At 68.3% G+C, this 16,516-nt stretch carries 15 protein-coding genes; 9 read left to right on the forward strand and 6 right to left on the reverse strand.

Features of this window, described 5'->3' with window-relative positions; translation table 11 throughout:
• The first annotated feature begins 111 nt into the window (after positions 1–111).
• The 3 genes from ACOFKS_RS04290 to ACOFKS_RS04300 are packed head-to-tail and all read left to right on the forward strand — an operon-like array spanning position 112 to position 3,830.
• Complete coding sequence (locus ACOFKS_RS04290) at positions 112–2,376, forward strand: S9 family peptidase (RefSeq protein ID WP_419808014.1); 2,265 nt, start codon at positions 112–114, stop codon at positions 2,374–2,376.
• A complete protein-coding gene (locus tag ACOFKS_RS04295; protein WP_419808015.1) occupies positions 2,366–3,394 on the forward strand; it encodes an aspartate-semialdehyde dehydrogenase in 1,029 nt (342 codons plus the stop codon). The genes ACOFKS_RS04290 and ACOFKS_RS04295 overlap by 11 nt, the downstream gene beginning before the upstream one ends.
• 1 nt (position 3,395) lies before the next feature.
• The gene (locus ACOFKS_RS04300; protein ID WP_419808016.1) at positions 3,396–3,830 is read left to right on the forward strand and encodes a GFA family protein; all 435 of its coding nucleotides are present in this window, start codon (positions 3,396–3,398) and stop codon (positions 3,828–3,830) included.
• On the opposite strand, the gene ACOFKS_RS04305 is transcribed toward ACOFKS_RS04300, so the two are convergent.
• From ACOFKS_RS04305 to ACOFKS_RS04315, 3 genes are read right to left on the reverse strand one after another with little or no spacing between them, the layout of a single operon-like run.
• Positions 3,827–5,440: an MDR family MFS transporter gene (locus ACOFKS_RS04305; RefSeq protein WP_419808017.1), complete on the reverse strand. Its 1,614-nt coding sequence runs from the start codon at positions 5,438–5,440 to the stop codon at positions 3,827–3,829. The genes ACOFKS_RS04300 and ACOFKS_RS04305 overlap by 4 nt on opposite strands.
• Complete coding sequence (locus tag ACOFKS_RS04310) at positions 5,427–6,491, reverse strand: HlyD family secretion protein (protein WP_419808018.1); 1,065 nt, start codon at positions 6,489–6,491, stop codon at positions 5,427–5,429. The genes ACOFKS_RS04305 and ACOFKS_RS04310 overlap by 14 nt, the downstream gene beginning before the upstream one ends.
• Positions 6,484–6,930: a MarR family winged helix-turn-helix transcriptional regulator gene (locus ACOFKS_RS04315; RefSeq protein ID WP_419808019.1), complete on the reverse strand. Its 447-nt coding sequence runs from the start codon at positions 6,928–6,930 to the stop codon at positions 6,484–6,486. Before ACOFKS_RS04315 ends, ACOFKS_RS04310 begins: the two co-directional genes overlap by 8 nt.
• 64 nt (positions 6,931–6,994) lie before the next feature.
• Here ACOFKS_RS04315 and ACOFKS_RS04320 point away from each other — a divergent pair, with 64 nt between their 5' ends.
• The 4 genes from ACOFKS_RS04320 to ACOFKS_RS04335 are packed head-to-tail and all read left to right on the forward strand — an operon-like array spanning position 6,995 to position 10,840.
• The gene (locus ACOFKS_RS04320) at positions 6,995–7,438 is read left to right on the forward strand and encodes a GFA family protein (RefSeq protein ID WP_419808020.1); all 444 of its coding nucleotides are present in this window, start codon (positions 6,995–6,997) and stop codon (positions 7,436–7,438) included.
• Positions 7,419–8,180 carry an alpha/beta fold hydrolase gene (locus tag ACOFKS_RS04325; RefSeq protein ID WP_419808021.1) on the forward strand — a complete coding sequence of 254 codons (762 nt, stop codon included), beginning with the start codon at positions 7,419–7,421 and terminating at the stop codon, positions 8,178–8,180. Before ACOFKS_RS04320 ends, ACOFKS_RS04325 begins: the two co-directional genes overlap by 20 nt.
• 54 nt (positions 8,181–8,234) lie before the next feature.
• Positions 8,235–10,067: a M2 family metallopeptidase gene (locus ACOFKS_RS04330; RefSeq protein WP_419808022.1), complete on the forward strand. Its 1,833-nt coding sequence runs from the start codon at positions 8,235–8,237 to the stop codon at positions 10,065–10,067.
• 14 nt (positions 10,068–10,081) lie between these two features.
• A complete protein-coding gene (locus ACOFKS_RS04335; protein WP_419808023.1) occupies positions 10,082–10,840 on the forward strand; it encodes an SIMPL domain-containing protein in 759 nt (252 codons plus the stop codon).
• 46 nt (positions 10,841–10,886) lie between these two features.
• On the opposite strand, the gene ACOFKS_RS04340 is transcribed toward ACOFKS_RS04335, so the two are convergent.
• From ACOFKS_RS04340 to ACOFKS_RS04350, 3 genes are all read right to left on the reverse strand, one after another.
• Positions 10,887–11,567 (reverse strand): hypothetical protein, encoded by a 681-nt coding sequence (locus ACOFKS_RS04340; RefSeq protein ID WP_419808024.1) that lies wholly within the window; start codon positions 11,565–11,567, stop codon positions 10,887–10,889.
• 99 nt (positions 11,568–11,666) lie between these two features.
• Entirely contained in the window at positions 11,667–13,112 is a 1,446-nt protein-coding gene (locus ACOFKS_RS04345) for an AMP nucleosidase (RefSeq protein WP_419808025.1), read from the reverse strand.
• A 269-nt stretch (positions 13,113–13,381) separates the two neighbouring features.
• On the reverse strand, positions 13,382–13,861 hold the full coding sequence (locus ACOFKS_RS04350) for a peroxiredoxin (RefSeq protein WP_419808026.1): 480 nt from the start codon (positions 13,859–13,861) through the stop codon (positions 13,382–13,384).
• An 89-nt stretch (positions 13,862–13,950) separates the two neighbouring features.
• Between ACOFKS_RS04350 and ACOFKS_RS04355 the strand changes: the two genes are divergently transcribed.
• Both ACOFKS_RS04355 and ahcY read left to right on the forward strand, forming a co-directional pair.
• Positions 13,951–14,511, forward strand: coding sequence for a YqgE/AlgH family protein (locus tag ACOFKS_RS04355; RefSeq protein WP_419808027.1), 561 nt, complete (start codon positions 13,951–13,953; stop codon positions 14,509–14,511).
• A 507-nt stretch (positions 14,512–15,018) separates the two neighbouring features.
• Positions 15,019–16,467 (forward strand): adenosylhomocysteinase, encoded by a 1,449-nt coding sequence (gene ahcY, locus ACOFKS_RS04360; protein WP_419808028.1) that lies wholly within the window; start codon positions 15,019–15,021, stop codon positions 16,465–16,467.
• Positions 16,468–16,516 lie beyond the last annotated feature (49 nt).

The raw sequence follows: 16,516 nt of genomic DNA on the forward strand, positions 1-16,516 counted from the left end.
CGATCCACACCCTCATGTGCCCGGTCGTTCTATACGCGCTGCGTAAAGACCCGGTTGACCCGCGCTTAACCCTCGCGCAACCGCTGGACGGGTGCCGAGTGGAGAGAGTGGATGCGCGCATGGCTGGCCGGACTGGCGCTGATGGGGTTGGGAAGCGTCGCGGTGGCCGCTGACGCGCCGGCGCGTGACGGCGATCTGACGCTGGCGCGCGTGTTCGGCAGTCCCGATCTGTCGGGACAGCAGCCGCAGTCGCTCCGGCTCTCGCCCGACGGGACGCTGCTGACCTCGGTCCGCCCACGCGCCGACGAGCGCAACCGGTTCGACCTGTGGGCGATCGACACGCGCACCGGCGCGGAGCGGATGCTCGTCGATTCGAAGAAGGTCGGTAGCGGCGCGGCGCTGTCCGAGGCGGAGAAGATGCAGCGCGAGCGCGACCGCTCGCTGACCGGCAAGATCGGCGTGGTGAGCTATGACTGGGCGCCCGACAGCCGCGCGCTGCTGGTGCCGCTCGACGGCGAACTTTATCTCGCGACGCTGGATGGCAAGACGCGCAAGCTGGAGGGGACGCGCGATGCGCTCAACCCGGCCGTCAGCTCGCGCGGCGGGTCGATCAGCTTCGTGCGCGACCAGAACCTCTGGGTTCAGCCGCTGGCGGGCGGCGCCGCGCGGCAGGTGACGACGGGCGGGCAGGGCACCGTCCACTGGGGCGAGGCGGAATTCGTCGCGCAGGAGGAAATGGATCGGCGCACCGGTTACTGGTGGTCGCCCGACGACAGCATGATCGCGGTGGAGCGTTTCGACGAGGTGCCGGTCCATACCGCCGTGCGCGCATCGATCGGCGCGTCGGGCACCAGCACCTATGAACAGCGCTATCCGGCGGCGGGAACGCCCAACGTGCTGGTCCAGCTATGGGTGATGCGGCCGGACGGGTCGGGGCAGGTGCGGGTCGATCTCGGCACCGATCCCGACATCTATCTGGCGCGGGTCGACTGGACGCCGGACGGCAGGCACCTGCTGGTGCAGCGTGAGAGCCGCGACCAGAAGCGGCTCGACATGCTGCAGGTCGACCCGGCGACGGGCACGGCCACGGTATTGTTCACCGAGCGGGCCGGCGCGCGGAGCTGGCTCAACCTGTCCGACGCCTATCACCCGATGAAGGACGGCAGCCTGATCTGGCGGTCGGAGCGCGATGGCTTCGGTCATCTCTATCGCTTCGCGCGGGGCAAGTGGACACAGCTGACGCGCGGGCCGTGGGTGGTGACGGGGCTGGTCGGCGTCGACGAGGCGCATGGCCGGCTGTACCTGACCGGCAATAAGGACGACGTGCTGGAGCAGCACCTCTATTCGCTCGACCTGGCGCATCCGGGGCAGCTGACGCGGCTGACCGAAGCGGGGTGGTGGAACGGCGCGGTGATGGATGCGGCGGCGACGCGGCTGATCGTGACCCGCTCCAATCCCGCACAGCCCGCGCAGGTATATCTCGCGGACACCAGCGGGCACCGGCTGTCCTGGGTCAACGAGAACGCGGTGCGCGCGGGGCACCCCTATTTCCCGTTCGTGGGCAGCCATCGGCCGACGACGTTCGGGACGATCAAGGCGGCCGACGGCACGGCGTTACACTGGGAGATGATCGCGCCGCCGCTGGAGCCGGGCAAGCGCTACCCGGTGTTCTTCGAACATTACGGTGGCCCCGGCACCGGCCAGACGGTGACGCGCGGCTGGCAGGGCGCCTTGCCGCAATATCTGGTCGATCGCGGGTGGGTCTATTTCCGCATCGACAACCGCGGGTCGTACAATCGCGGCAAGGCGTTCGAGGACCAGATCTATCACGCGATGGGGACGGTGGAGGTCGCCGATCAGCTCGCCGGGGCGAATTACCTGAAGTCGCTGCCGTTCGTCGATGGCGGGCGGATCGCGACCTATGGCTGGTCCTATGGCGGCTTCATGTCGCTGAAGATGCTGGAGCAGACGCCCGGCGTCTATGCGGCGGCGGTGGCGGGCGCGCCGGTGACCGACTGGCAGCTCTACGACACGCATTATACCGAGCGGTATCTGGGCGATCCGGCGCGCGACCCGCGCAGCTATGCGTCGTCGGGCGCGGTGGCGGGGGCGAGCCGCATCCGCGATCCGCTGCTGCTGATCCACGGCATGGCGGACGACAACGTCTTCCTGACCAACTCGACGCTGGTCGCGGCCGAGATGCAGAAGACGAACACGCCGTTCGAGATGATGTTCTATCCCGGCCAGACGCATCGCGTCGGCGGGGCGGGCGTGTCCGAGCATCTGTGGGGGACGATCCTTTCGTTCCTCGACCGAAACGTGAAGAACAAGCCGGCGGCGACGCCGGACGCAGCGGAGCATGACCATGGGTTATAGGATCGTCGTCGCCGGGGCGACGGGCAGCGTCGGGCGCGAGATGGTCAACATCCTGGCCGAGCGCGAGTTTCCGGCGGACGAGATCGCGGTGCTCGCCTCCTCGCGGTCGCAAGGCAACGAGATCGAGTATGGCGACAGCGGCCGCATGCTCAAGGTCCAGAACATCGAGCATTTCGATCCCGTCGGCTGGGACATGGCGCTGTTCGCGATCGGCTCGGAAGCGACCAAGCTCCACGCGCCGCGCTTCGCCGCCGCCGGTTGCACCGTGATCGACAATTCGTCTCTGTATCGCATGGACCCCGACGTGCCGCTGATCGTGCCGGAGGTGAACGCCGACGCGATCGACGGCTATCGGCGCCGGAACATCATCGCCAATCCCAATTGCTCGACGGCGCAGATGGTGGTGGCGCTGAAGCCGCTGCACGACGTCGCGCGGATCAAGCGCGTGGTGGTCGCGACCTATCAGTCGGTATCGGGGGCGGGCAAGGAAGGCATGGACGAGCTGTTCGAGCAATCGCGCAACATCTTCGTCGGCGATCCGGCCGAGCCGCGGAAATTCACCAAGCAGATCGCCTTCAACGTCATTCCGCACATCGACAGCTTCCTCGACGACGGGTCGACCAAGGAGGAGTGGAAGATGGTGGTCGAGACCAAGAAGATCCTCGATCCCAAGATCAGGATCAGCGCCACCTGCGTGCGGGTGCCGGTGTTCGTCGGCCATTCCGAAGCGATCAACATCGAGTTCGAGGACGAGATCTCGGCAGAGCAGGCGCAGTCGATCCTGCGCGAGGCGCCGGGCATCATGCTCGTCGACAAGCGCGAGGACGGCGGATACGTCACCCCGATCGAGTGTGTCGGCGAGTTCGCGACCTATATCAGCCGGGTGCGCGAGGACCCGACGGTCGAGAACGGCCTGTCGCTGTGGTGCGTCAGCGACAATCTCCGCAAGGGCGCGGCATTGAACGCGGTGCAGATCGCCGAGCTGCTCGGGCGACGGCACCTGCAAAAGGCGGACTGACGTGATCCAGGGCGGCTGCCGCTGCGGTGCGGTGCGGTACACGCTGGCGCTGGACGCGCCGCCGCCGGTCTATGCGTGCCATTGCCACATCTGTCAGCGCTGGAGCGGTAGCGCATTCAGCGTGCAGGCGTTGGTGTTCCAGGCTGCGTTGACCGTCGAAGGGCCGATCGTGCTCTATGAAAAGGTGACGGAAGATCGCACCTCGATCCAGCGCGTCTGCCCCCAATGCCATTCGCGTATCTACAACACCAACACCCGCCGGCCGGGCATCGCGGTGATGCGGGCCGGGACGCTCGATCGGTCGGAGGAGCTGGTGTGCCGCGCGCACATCTTCACCAACTACAAACAGTCGTGGGTGACGCTCGATCCGGCGGTGCCGCAATGGGGCGAGGCGGCGCCGGCCGCCGATTTCGCGGCGGCGCTGATCCGCGCCTAGTGGCCCATCGCGTCGGCGTCGGGTTTGGCCGGCGCGGCGCCCTTCGGCCGCTTGAGCAGGAACACCAGCGGTAGCGCGGCGGCGGTCAGCACCATCATCAGCCAGAAATCGTTGAGATAGCCGATCATTGCCGCCTGCTGGTTGACCATGCCATTCGCGACCGCGAGCGCGGTGTCGGTCGAGCCGCCGAGCACGGCGGACACGAGCGGATCGTTGCCCATCACACCGATGTCGGGCAGCCGTGCCGCCAGTTCCTCGTGATTGCGCTGGATGCTTGCGCCGAGCAGCGCGGTGACGAGCGAGATGCCGACCGACCCGCCGATATTGCGCGACAGGTTCAGCAGGCTGGACCCTTCCGTCCGTGCGCTGGGCGACAGCGTCGCGAAGGCCATGATGTTGAGCGGGATGAACAGCATGCCGAGCCCCAGACCCTGGACGAAGCCGACCCAGACGAACTCGCGCGCGCCCATCTCCAGCGTCCAGCCGGTCATCTGCCATAGCGTCGCCGCCGCGATCAGCAGGCCGCTGCCGACCAGCCAGCGAGGGTCGGCCCCGCGCCCGATCAGCCGGCCGGCGAACGCCATCGAAATGACGATGCCGACGCCGCGTGGCACCAGCAGCAGGCCGGTGTCCATCACCGGATAGCCGAACAGCGACTGGAGCATCGGCGGCAGCAACGCCATCGACGCCATCATCAGCACGCCCGTCACCGCCATGAACCCGATGCCGGTCAGGAGGTTGCGGTTCGCGAACAGCGCGCGCGGGAACATCGGTTCCTTCGCGGTCGCAAGATGCGTGGCGAACATCCAGGCAGCACTCGCCGCGACCGCCGCCTCGATCCAGATCTCGGTCGAATGGAACCAGTCGGCGTCGGTGCCGCGATCGAGCATGACCTGCAAGGACGAGATGGCGAGCGCCAGCATCGTGAAGCCGAACAGGTCAAAGCGCCGCGTCTTGATCGGCCGCGAGGGCAGCAACGCCCACAGGACGGCGAAGCAGGCGATGCCGATCGGCACGTTGACGTAGAACACCCAGCGCCAGTCGTAATCCTCGGTCAGCCACCCGCCGATCACTGGCCCGAGGATCGGCCCGACCATGACGCCCATACCCCAGATCGACATGGCGGACGCCTGTTTGGACGGCGGGTTGATGTCCATCATCACGGTCTGGCTGAGCGGATTCATGAACGCCGCCGCGATCCCCTGAAGCACGCGGAACGCCACCATCTCGGGCAGGCTGGTCGCCAGTCCGCAAAGCATCGACGCGATCACGAAACCGACGACGCAGGTCAGGAACAGCCGGCGGCTGCCGACGCGGTCGGCGAGCCAGCCGGTCATCGGGATCGCGACGGCGGATGCGACGATGTAGCTGGTCAGCACCCAGGTAATGGTGTCGGTCGTCGCCCCCAACGACGCCTGCATGTGCGGCAGCGCGACGTTGGCGATCGTCGAATCGAGGATCTGCATGATCGTCGCGGCCATCACGCCGATCGTCAGCAGAGCTTTGTTGGTGGTGTGAAGTGCCGCGCGCTCGCCCTCGCCCTCGGGTTCCGCCGTTTCGGTGGCGGGCGCCCGGTCGAGCGGCCGGTCGCCAGCTTCAGCGGACGCCACGGATGTCGACCTTCACGTCCGCGGACTGGCCGGCGATGAGCTGACGCGGCGCGCGCTCGTCGATGGCGATGCGGACGGGCACGCGCTGCGTTACCTTAACCCAGTTGCCGGTCGCGTTCTGCGCGGGCAGCACCGAGAACTCCGACCCGGTGCCGGCACCGATCGATTCGACGTGGCCGCGCAGGTGCAGGCCGGGATAGGCGTCGAAGCTCAGCTCCGCCGGCTGGCCGATCCGCATCTTGTTGAGATCGGTTTCCTTGAAATTGGCATCGACCCATGAGCGGCCGTTGGCGACGATGGTCACGGCGGGTAGGCCGGTGACCATCATGTTGCCGACCTGGAGCCGACCCGACTGGCTGATCGTGCCGGCGACCGGCGCGCGGATTTCGGTGCGGCCCAGGTCGAGCTGCGCGCGGCTGCGCTGGACGGTGGCGGCGGCGATGGCGGGGTTCTCGCCCGGCGCGGCGGCCCCGAAGGCGAGCTTCGCCTGCGCTTCGGCGGCGGCGGACTGAGCGTTGAGCAGTTGCGCGCGGGCCTGGCTCAGCGCGAGCTCGGACTGCTGGATGCGCGCGCGGGTGGTGAAGCCCTGCCGCAGCAGCGCTTGCTGGCGGGTGTAATCCTGCTGCGCGTTGGCGATGGCGGCGCGCGCGCCCAGGATGTCGGCGCTGGTGCCGGCGTAGTCGGCGCGGAGCGAGGTCAGCTGGACCTGCGCGTTGGCGATCGCGGCGTTCGCCTGTTGCACCGCGATCCGATAGGGCGCGGGATCGATGCGGAACAGCAGGTCGCCGGCGCGGACCTCCTGGTTCTCGCGCACGGAGACCTGGACGATGCGGCCGCCGACGTCCGACGAGACCGACACCTTGTCCTGCCGGACATAGGCGTTGTCGGTCGACACGAACTGGCCCGAGCTGAGCCAGAACCACACGCCGAGCGCCGCGATCAGCAGCGGCACCACGAGGATCAACGCGGTCCGCAGCCAGCGGCGCGTCGGCGCGGGCGCGGTCACGGCGTCGTCGGCGACGATCGTGCGCTGGGGGTCGGCATCAGCCATGGGCGGCGTCCCTTCGTCCTTCGGGCGCGGTCAGGTTCGCGCGAATGCGGTCGAGCGACCGGGTGAGCATGGCGGTGGTGTCGGCATCGAACCCGTCCAGCGCATCGCCGACGACCCGGTCGGCGAGCACGCGCAGCTGATCGAGCAGCGGTCGCGAGCGGTCGGTGAGATAGATGTTCCAGGCACGGCGATCGGCGGGATCGCGGCGTCGCTCGACATGCCCGGCTTCCGCCAGGCGATCGATCATCCGGCACAGCGTGATCGGCTCGACCTCCAGCAGCTCCGCCAACGCACCCTGGTTGGCGCCCTCGTTGCGCGACAGCACCGTCAGCGTATGCCATTGCGCGCGGGTGATACCGATCGCGCGGGCACGCTCGTCGAAGCGCCGCCGTAACAGCCGCGCCACGTCGCTCAGCAGAAAACCAATACCGTCGCTCACCAGCCAGCATATAGTAAGCACGCTTAGCATTGCCAAGAGCTCGGGAGCGGCGCACGGTGCCGACATGACCGATACCATGACCGGCGGCTGCCAGTGCGGCCGCGTTCGCTATAGCGTCGAGGTGACCGACCGTGACGCCTACCTCTGCCACTGTCGCTTCTGCCAGCGCGCGACCGGGGGAGTCGCCGCGGCCTTGAAGCAGGTCGACACCGTTGCAGTGACGTGGGAGCGCGAACCCGACCGCTACCGCTCCTCGCCGATCGCGCAGCGCGGCTTCTGCCGCGAGTGCGGGACGCCGCTGACCTACGAGGGCGACGGGTCGGACGGGCTCGATCTGACGGTCGGCAGCTTTGACGACGCCGCGTCGTTGCGACCGGTCGAGCATAGCGGTACCGAGAGCATTATCGAGGCGTGGGTCCATACCGACGACCTGCCGCGCAGCCGGACCGACGAGAACGAGCGGATCAACGCGCGGTGGAAGGACGCCTGTGGCAAGCTGCCCGATTGAGCCGCAGTTCTTCGCGAGCTGGGACGGCACCCGGCTGGCGTGGCGCGAGCTGGGAAAGGGGCGCCCTGCGGTGCTGCTGCACGGCTTCTTCTCCGACGCCTGGACCAACTGGATCCGCTATGGCCACGCCGCCGCGCTCGCCGCCAAGGGCTTTCGCGTCATCATGCCCGACCTGCGCGCGCATGGCAGCAGCGACAAGCCGCACGATCCGGCCGCCTATCCGCCCGACGCCTTGACGCGGGACGGCCATGCCTTGGTCGCGCACCTGGCGCTGCGCGATTATGATCTGGTCGGCTATTCGCTCGGCAGCCGGACGGCCTCGCGGATGCTGGCGACCGGCGCGACACCGGGTCGCGTCGTGTTCTCGGGCATGGGGCTGGAGGGGCTGACCGACACCGGGCGTCGAGCCGGCCATTTCCGCAATATCCTGACCAACCTCGGCCAGCACGAGCGTGGGAGCGGGGCGTGGATGGCGGAACAATTCCTGCGGACCACCGGCGGGGACGCTCAGGCGCTGCTCGGCATCATCGACACGTTCGCCGACACGCCGATCGAGGCGATCCGCGCGTTCGACCTGCCCGCCGGCGTCGTATGCGGGGCGGAGGACGCGGACAACGGGTCCGCGCCGGCACTGGCCGAGGCTTTGCCGCAGGGGCGCTACTTCGAGGTGCCGGGCGGGCACATGAGCGCGGTTATCAAGCCGGAACTCGGACAGGCGATCGCCGACTTTCTCGCGGGTTGACCGGGGCGGCGGCCAGCCGCACTCTTGCCGACACAGAGAACTTGCGAGGGCTTCATGCTGCGACTGACCGCCTCCTGTGCCATGCTGGCCATCGCCCTGGCCGCGCCCGCGACCGGGCGGGGCCAGCGCGCTCCTGCCGCCGCCGCCCGTCCGACCGCCGCGCAAGCCGATGCGTTCGTCGCCGAAGCGGAGCGAACGCTGTCGGAGCGGTCGGTGGACTGGAACCGGATCGCCTGGGTCAACGCCACCTACATCACCGACGACACGGACGCGCTGAGCGCCAAGGCCGGGGCGGAGGCGACCGAGCTTGGCGTACAGTATGCCTTGAGTGCGGCGCGGTTCAACAACGTGCCGGGGCTGTCGGCGACGACGCGCCGCAAGCTGGACCTGCTCCGCAACGGGCTGACGCTGCCGGCGCCGACGCGCGCCGGTGCCGCGACCGAACTGTCTACGCTGACGACGCGCATGTCGTCGGCCTATGGCAAGGGCAAGGGCACGCTCGACGGCAAGCCGATCAACGGATCGGACATCGAGGCGGCGATGGGCACGGTGCGCGATCCGCGGCGGTTGCAGGAGATGTGGACCAGCTGGCACGACAATGTCGGCGCGCCGATGCGGGCCGATTACCGGCTCATGGCGACGATCGCCAACGAGGGCTCGCGGCAGCTGGGCTATGCGGACACCGGCGCGCTGTGGCGGTCGGGCTACGACATGCCGCCCGAACAGTTCGCGCGGGAGGTCGACCGCATCTGGGCGGAAGTGCAGCCGCTCTATCAGGCGCTGCACACCTATGTGCGGTGGAAGCTGGCCGCGAAATACGGCGCCGCGGTGCAGCCCGCGACCGGGCCGATCCGCGCCGACCTGCTCGGCAACATGTGGGCGCAGGAATGGGGCAACATCTATGATCTCGTCGCGCCGGCGGGGTCGGGGGACGTCGGCTACGACACGGAAGCGTTGCTGAAGGCGAAGGGCTACGATCAGACCCGGATGGTGCGGCAGGGCGAGGCGTTCTATTCCTCGCTCGGCTTTGCGGCGCTGCCGGCGACGTTCTGGGCGCGGTCGCAGATCGTCAAGCCCGCCGACCGCGAGGTGATCTGTCATGCCTCGGCCTGGGACGTCGACAACCGCGACGATATCCGGATCAAGATGTGCACGAAGGTGAACGGCGACGACTTCGTCACCATCCACCACGAGCTGGGCCACAACTATTATCAGCGTGCATATCAGAACCAGTCCTACCTCTATCGCAACGGCGCGAACGACGGGTTCCACGAGGCGATCGGTGATTTCGTGGCGCTGTCGATCACGCCCGATTACCTGGTGCAGATCGGGCTGCTGAACCGGTCGCAGGTGCCGTCGGCCGACAAGGATACCGGGTTGCTGCTGCGTCAGGCGATGGACAAGGTGGCGTTCCTGCCGTTCGGGCTGCTGGTCGACAAATGGCGGTGGGGGGTGTTCTCCGGCCAGATCAAGCCGGAGGGATATCAGGCGGCGTGGGATGCGCTGCGGCTGCAATATCAGGGGATCAGGCCGCCGGTGGCGCGCGACGAGACGCGGTTCGATCCCGGCGCGAAATACCATATTCCGGCATCGACGCCGTACGCGCGCTACTTTCTGGCGCGGGTGCTGCAGTTCCAGTTCTACAAGGCGGCGTGCAAGCAGGCGGGGTGGACGGGGCCGCTGCACCGCTGTTCGTTCTTCGGCAACCGGGAGGTCGGCGCGCGGCTGAACGCGATGCTGGAAATGGGGCAGTCGCGGCCATGGCCCGACGCGCTGGAAACGTTCACCGGCAGCCGCGAGATGTCGGGCGCGGCGATGGTCGAGTATTTCGCGCCGTTGAAGGCGTGGCTGGACGAACAGAACCGGGGTAAGCCGAGCGGCTGGTAAGTGGGGGACGTGAAATGAAGCTTTGGTTGTTGGCGGCGGTGGCTGCCGTGTCGGGAACGCAGGCGTCGGCGCAACGGGGCGGCGATCCCGTGACGGTCCCCGTAACGGTCGAGGTGATCGGCACCGGATCGGTCGAGATCAAGGCCGCGGCGCAGCGCATCGCGGTGACGTTCAGCGGGCGTGGTGCCACGATGGCCGCTGCCGAGGCCGCACGGTCGCGCAAGGAGGGGCAGGTGCTGGCGCTGCTCGCCGCCGAGGGCGTCCCCGCGACCGCGATCCTGCCGCTGCCCGAGTCGGAGCAGACCCGCATGTCGCTGTTGGGGTCGCTCGGCACGATGGGCGCCACGACTGCCGACCAGGGCGCGAGCGAGGATGCCACCGAGGAGGCGCGCGGCGGGCGCATCGTCCAGGCGGCGACCATGGCGCAGGTCGACACGCTGACCCGCAAGTTGAAGGCGATCGGCGTCCAGGTCGGCACCCCGGCGGCCTCGTTCGAAGGCGTCGCCGCGGCCCGGCGAGACGCGCGGCTGGGGGCATTGCGCGATGCGCGCGTCGGCGCCGATCGCTATGCCGTCGCGCTGGGCATGAAGGTCGGCGGTGTCCGACGGGTGAGCGAGACCGGCGATGGACCGGTCATGCCGGGGCTGCAGGAGAAGCTGAGCACGATGCTGGCGACGGGCAGTCCGTCCATCCTGCCCCGCCTCGCCGAGACGCCCAAGGAGAGTGCGACGATCTACGAATCGGTCGTCGCGGAGTTCGCGCTGCTGCCGTGATCCGATCGCTACCCCCCGCCGGGAGCGGGGGGTAGCGGTTCTTGGCTCAGACCTTGTCGGGCACCGTGTTCTCGTCGGCGATGCCGGCGCGGAACGAGGCCGACGAGTCGGTCCCGTCCGGCTGATGCGCGCCACCACCATGGACGTCGGTCGGGTGGCCCTTGCCCTTGTCACCCGAACCGGTGATGTCGATCGGCTTCTTCTCGGTGCCGAGATTGCGTGCGCTGCTGCCGCGCAACGTCAGCACGGCGGCGGCGGTCGCACCGGCAACCGCGAAGCCGGCGAGCGCGGCCGCGCCCCATTTGCCACCGACCCGATCGGTCGCTTTGGTAACGGTCGACTTGCTCTTTGCCGTACGGGCGGTGCTCACCTTGCGCGGGGGCTTGGCGGGCGTCGCGTCCGGGGTGGCGCGGGTGGCGCGACCCGAGCCGGCCTTCGCCGTGGCGGCGCGACCGGACGCAGGACGGCCGACGGTGCGGCTGGTCGAGCGCGGCTTCACCGCGCGGACGGCTCGCTGTTCGGTCTCGACGACCGCGTCCTTTACCGCGGTGGCGGCGCGGGTGACGGCCTCTTCACCCCGGGTCACCGCCGACTTCGGCGGACGACCAGGCGCCTTGCGCTCGCCAGTCTTGCGCTCGGTCGCTTTGCGCGGGGCGGCGCGGCGACGCGGCGTCGGCGTCGCATCGGCGTTCGGCGTGTCGGGCGTATTCGGCGTGTCGTCTGCCATCGTCAGGCTCCCTGTCTTCGATCGATTCGGAAGCGTAACGCATGGACCCCCGTTGGTTTCCTCCCCCGCTCTCTTCACGCCGTAGCCGTGCCGCCGAGCTCAGCGAAACGGCGGTTCGTCGAATGCGCGTAGTTTGCGACTATGCAGCTTCTCTCCTTCGCGGCGGAGTTGTTCGCAGGTCTCGATTCCGATCCGCATATGCTCGCTGATCGCGCGTTCGTAGAAGCGGTTCGCCTGTCCCGGCAGTTTGAGTTCGCCGTGCAGCGGCTTGTCCGACACGCACAGCAGCGTGCCGTAGGGAACGCGGAAGCGATAGCCCTGCGCCGCGATCGTCGCCGACTCCATGTCGACGCCGACCGCGCGGCTGAGCGAGAAGCGCAGCGCCGAGCGCGAATAGCGCAGCTCCCAATTGCGATCGTCGGTGGTGACGATGGTGCCGGTCCGCAGACGACGTTTCAGTTCTTCACCCGACTGGCCGGAGACGATCTCCGCCGCACGCGCCAACGCCACCTGGACTTCGGCGATCGCAGGCACCGGGATTTCGGGCGGCAGGACGTCGTCCATGATATGGTCGTCGCGCAGATAGGCGTGCGCGAGGACGTAGTCGCCGATCCGCTGCGACGGACGCAGGCCGCCGCAATGGCCGATCATCAGCCACGCCTCCGGCCGCATCACCGCGAGGTGGTCGCAGATCGTCTTCGCGTTCGACGGACCGACGCCGATGTTGACCAGCGTGATGCCGGTGCCGTCGTCCGCCATCAGGTGATAGGCCGGCATCTGGTGCCGCCGCCACGCACTGTCGGAGATGATCTGATCGACGTCCTCGGGCCGGGTAATCATCACGCCGCCGGCGCCGGACAGCGCGGTGAAGCGCGTGTCGCTGCCCAGCTGCGACGCCGCCCAGCGGACGAACTCGTCGACATAGCGATGGTAGTTGGTGAACAGGATGTAGCGCTGCGTGTGCTCGGTCGGCGTGCCGGTATAGTGGCGCAGCCGCGCGAGGCTGAAGTCGGTACGCAGCGCGTCGAACAACGCGAGCGGGCGGGTGTCGTCCTGCGGAATCCACAGACCGTCCGCGACTTCGTCGCCGATCTGTTGCAGCTCGGTCGCGGGAAAGTGGCGCGCCAGTTCGGCGGCGGACACCGCGTCGAGGCTGAGCGCGTGTCCGGGATCGAGGACGTAGGGAAACGGGATCTCCTGCCGCCCGATCTCGGCCGACACGTCGACGCCGTAGTCCTCGATCAGCAGGGTGAGCTGTTCGGTGAGATAGTCCCCGAACAGCGCTGGCTTGGTGACGCTGATCCGATAGTCGCCGGGCGTGACGAGCCGCCCGAACGAGCGCAGCGGCACCGTCTGCGAAACGGGCGCCTCGCCGCCACGATAGCGGACGCGGATTTCGGGATAGGCGAAGCTGCCGTCGCGGCGCGACGCCGGATCGGGGCGGGTGCCGTCGGCGAGATAGGCGGTCAGCGCGGCCTGGAGCCGCTCGACCGAGGCACGGTAGAGCGCGTCGAGTTCGGCGACGATCGTGGAGGCGGTTGTCATCCGGGGCAGCTACGCCCCGGCCGTGACGGTGGCAAGACAAGCACCCGGCCGACGCGCCGTCGCGGACCAAAGGTAACGAAAGGTGTCACCAAAACGGGTTGTCCCCGTCGTTCGGGATCGTGGCGTCGGGCGGGGCGGGTATCGGGCAGGATCGCATGCGGCGGGGGTGCCACGGCCGGGCATCTGTAGGACAGGGGTTCCCTCTCATCGAGCGAGAGGGAACGAGTCGACGTCGGCGCGGGCCTGTCCCTGTCCCGATCGCTTCGGGCTTACAGCGACTCCAGCAGATAGTCGGCGCTGCTGACCTTGAACTCGCCCGGTGCCTCGACGTTGAGCTGCTCGACCACGCCGTCGTTCACCACCATCGAATAGCGCTTCGACCGCAGGCCCATGCCGAACTTCGAGCTGTCGGCATCGAGGCCGAGCGCCTTGGCGAAATCACCGTTGCCGTCCGCGAGCATCGTCACGCCCTCCGCGGCGGCGGACTTCGCCCAGGCGGCCATCACGAACGCGTCGTTGACGGCGGTGCAGGCGACCTCGTCGATACCCTTGGCGCCGAGGTCCGCGCCGCGCTCCACGAAGCCCGGCAGGTGCTTGGCGGAACAGGTCGGCGTGAAGGCGCCCGGCACCGCGAACAGGGCGATGCGGCGGCCGGCGAAGTAGTCGGCGGTGGTGACCTGTTCGGGGCCGTCCGCCCCGATCTTGACCAGGGTCGCTACAGGCAGGCGGTCGCCGACGGTGATCGTCATGGGTATTCTCCTTCGCCCGCGCCGTTCGGCCAAAGCGCGGGCGATTTCAAGCGCGACGGCGGCGGCGCGGCGGCGTAGACGGCCAAGTCATGGACGAACCTGTCTATCTTACCGGCCAGTTCCTGCTGGCGATGCCCGCGATGGAAGACCCGCGGTTCAGCCACGCGGTGATCGCGATGTGCGCGCACGGACCCGACGGTGCGGTCGGCGTCGGCGTCGGCCAGCTTTACCCGGCACTCCACTTCCACGACCTGCTCGCGCAGTTCGGGATCGATCCGGGCGAATGCGAGAATGCGCCGGTCCATGTCGGCGGGCCCGTGGAGCCGAGGCGCGGCTTCGTGCTCCACAGCCTCGACTGGGGCGGGCAGGACACGCTGGATGTCGCCGGACGCTGGGCGCTGTCGAGCACGCTGGACGTGCTGCGCGCGATCGCCAGCGGCAAGGGCCCCAGCCGCTGGCTGATCGCGCTGGGCCACGCCGGCTGGGGCAGCGGGCAGCTGGAAGGCGAGCTGACGCGGCCGGGTTGGGTCACTGTAAAGGGCGACGACGCGCTGCTGTTCGGGATCGCGACGGGGGAGCGCTGGGCGCGAGGGTTCGCCGGCGCGGGCATTGATCCGCGGCTGCTGGTGGGGAGCGTGGGGCGGGCGTGACCGGCCGGTCGCCGGCAGCGCCGGTGTAAGGCGTCAGACGAGACGCGCCGCCGGGAAGGAGCCGTGACGACGGCGCATCGTGTAGCCGACCGCGCCGAAGCCCAAAATCGTCAGCGCCCGCCCGACCGGTCACGCTGACGCTGCCGGAAGTCGTGATCCGGTACGTGCCAGGCCCGAAGCTGTTGATGAAGGTCGGCGCGGCACTGTTGCCGTTGCCGGGTACGTAGACCCGGGCTTGTGCCGCGCCGGCGACGTTAGTCCCGGCAGCGAGAAGACCTAGGAAGCGCATATGACCCGTCCAGCAAGGCGTCGGTGGCCGGAAATTCGCCGCTTCGACGATGTAGGCACCGCTGGTGGCCGACGTGGCGGCGGATAGATCATTTGCGACGCCGGACGAGATATAAAGAAACCTTTATATTTGATTTGCGGGCGGGCTTCCGGTAGTGACGCGGTATCCGGCACGGGCGTTGGGCTCGCCGACAAACGCTACCTTCAGGAGTTACCGTCTTGGCCACCGCTTACGCGCCCGAGGCTGCCAGCCGTTCCGGCCCCCAAGATTCGGGCGACTATGTCGTCAAGGATATCGATCTCGCCGAGTTCGGCCGTCGCGAGATCGACATCGCCGAGACCGAGATGCCCGGCCTGATGGCGTTGCGCGAGGAGTTCGGTGCGTCGCAGCCGCTGAAGGGCGCGCGCATTACCGGCTCGCTGCACATGACGATCCAGACCGCGGTGCTGATCGAGACGCTGACCGCGCTCGGCGCGGACGTGCGCTGGGCGACGTGCAACATCTTCTCGACGCAGGACCACGCCGCCGCCGCGATCGCCGCGACCGGCGTGCCGGTGTTCGCGATCAAGGGCGAGAGCCTGGCCGATTACTGGGATTACGTCGGCGACATCTTCTCGTGGGATGCGGATGTGGACGGCCAGACCGCCAACATCATCCTCGACGACGGCGGCGACGCGACGATGTTCGCACTGTGGGGCGCGAAGCTGGAGGCCGGGCATACGCTGGGCGAGCCGGAGAATGAGGAAGAGGTCGAGTTCCAGCGCGCGCTGAAGGCGTTCGTCGCGAGGAAGCCGGGTTACCTGACCGAGACGGTCAAGAATCTGAAGGGCGTGTCGGAAGAGACCACCACCGGCGTCCATCGCCTGTACGAGATCGCCAAGAAGGGTGAGCTGCCGTTCCCCGCGATCAACGTCAACGACAGCGTGACCAAGTCGAAGTTCGACAATCTGTACGGCTGCAAGGAGTCGCTGGTCGACGCGATCCGCCGCGCCACCGACGTGATGCTGGCCGGCAAGGTCGCCTGCGTCGCGGGCTTCGGCGACGTCGGCAAGGGGTCGGCGCAGTCGCTTCGCAACGGCGGCGCGCGCGTGATGGTGACCGAGGTCGATCCGATCTGCGCGCTGCAGGCGGCGATGGAGGGCTTCGAGGTCGTGACGATGGACGAGGCGGTGAAGCGCGCTGACATCTTCTGCACCGCGACCGGCAACGCCGACGTCATCACCGCCGATCACATGGCGGCGATGAAGCCGATGGCGATCGTCTGCAACATCGGCCACTTCGACAGCGAGATCCAGATCGCGGCGCTGTCCAACTACAAGTGGACCGAGGTGAAGCCGGGCACCGACCTGGTCGAGTTTCCCGACGGCAAGCAGATCATCGTGCTGGCGCGCGGGCGGCTGGTGAACCTCGGCTGCGCGACCGGGCATCCGTCGTTCGTGATGTCGGCGAGCTTCACCAACCAGACGCTGGCGCAGATCGAGCTGTGGACCAGGAGCGAGAACTATCAGAACCAGGTCTACGTCCTGCCCAAGCATCTCGACGAGAAGGTCGCGGCGCTCCACCTGGAGAAGCTGGGCGTCCACCTGTCCAAGCTGACCCCCAAGCAGGCCGGCTACATCGGCGTGCCGGTCGAGGGCCCGTTCAAGCCGAATCACTACCGCTACTGACGACGAGACTAGGCCCGGGGGAGCGGCGCGATGCCGTTCCCCTTTCGGC

The organism is Sphingomonas sp. (genome assembly GCF_965200135.1).
Taxonomy (GTDB): domain Bacteria; phylum Pseudomonadota; class Alphaproteobacteria; order Sphingomonadales; family Sphingomonadaceae; genus Sphingomonas.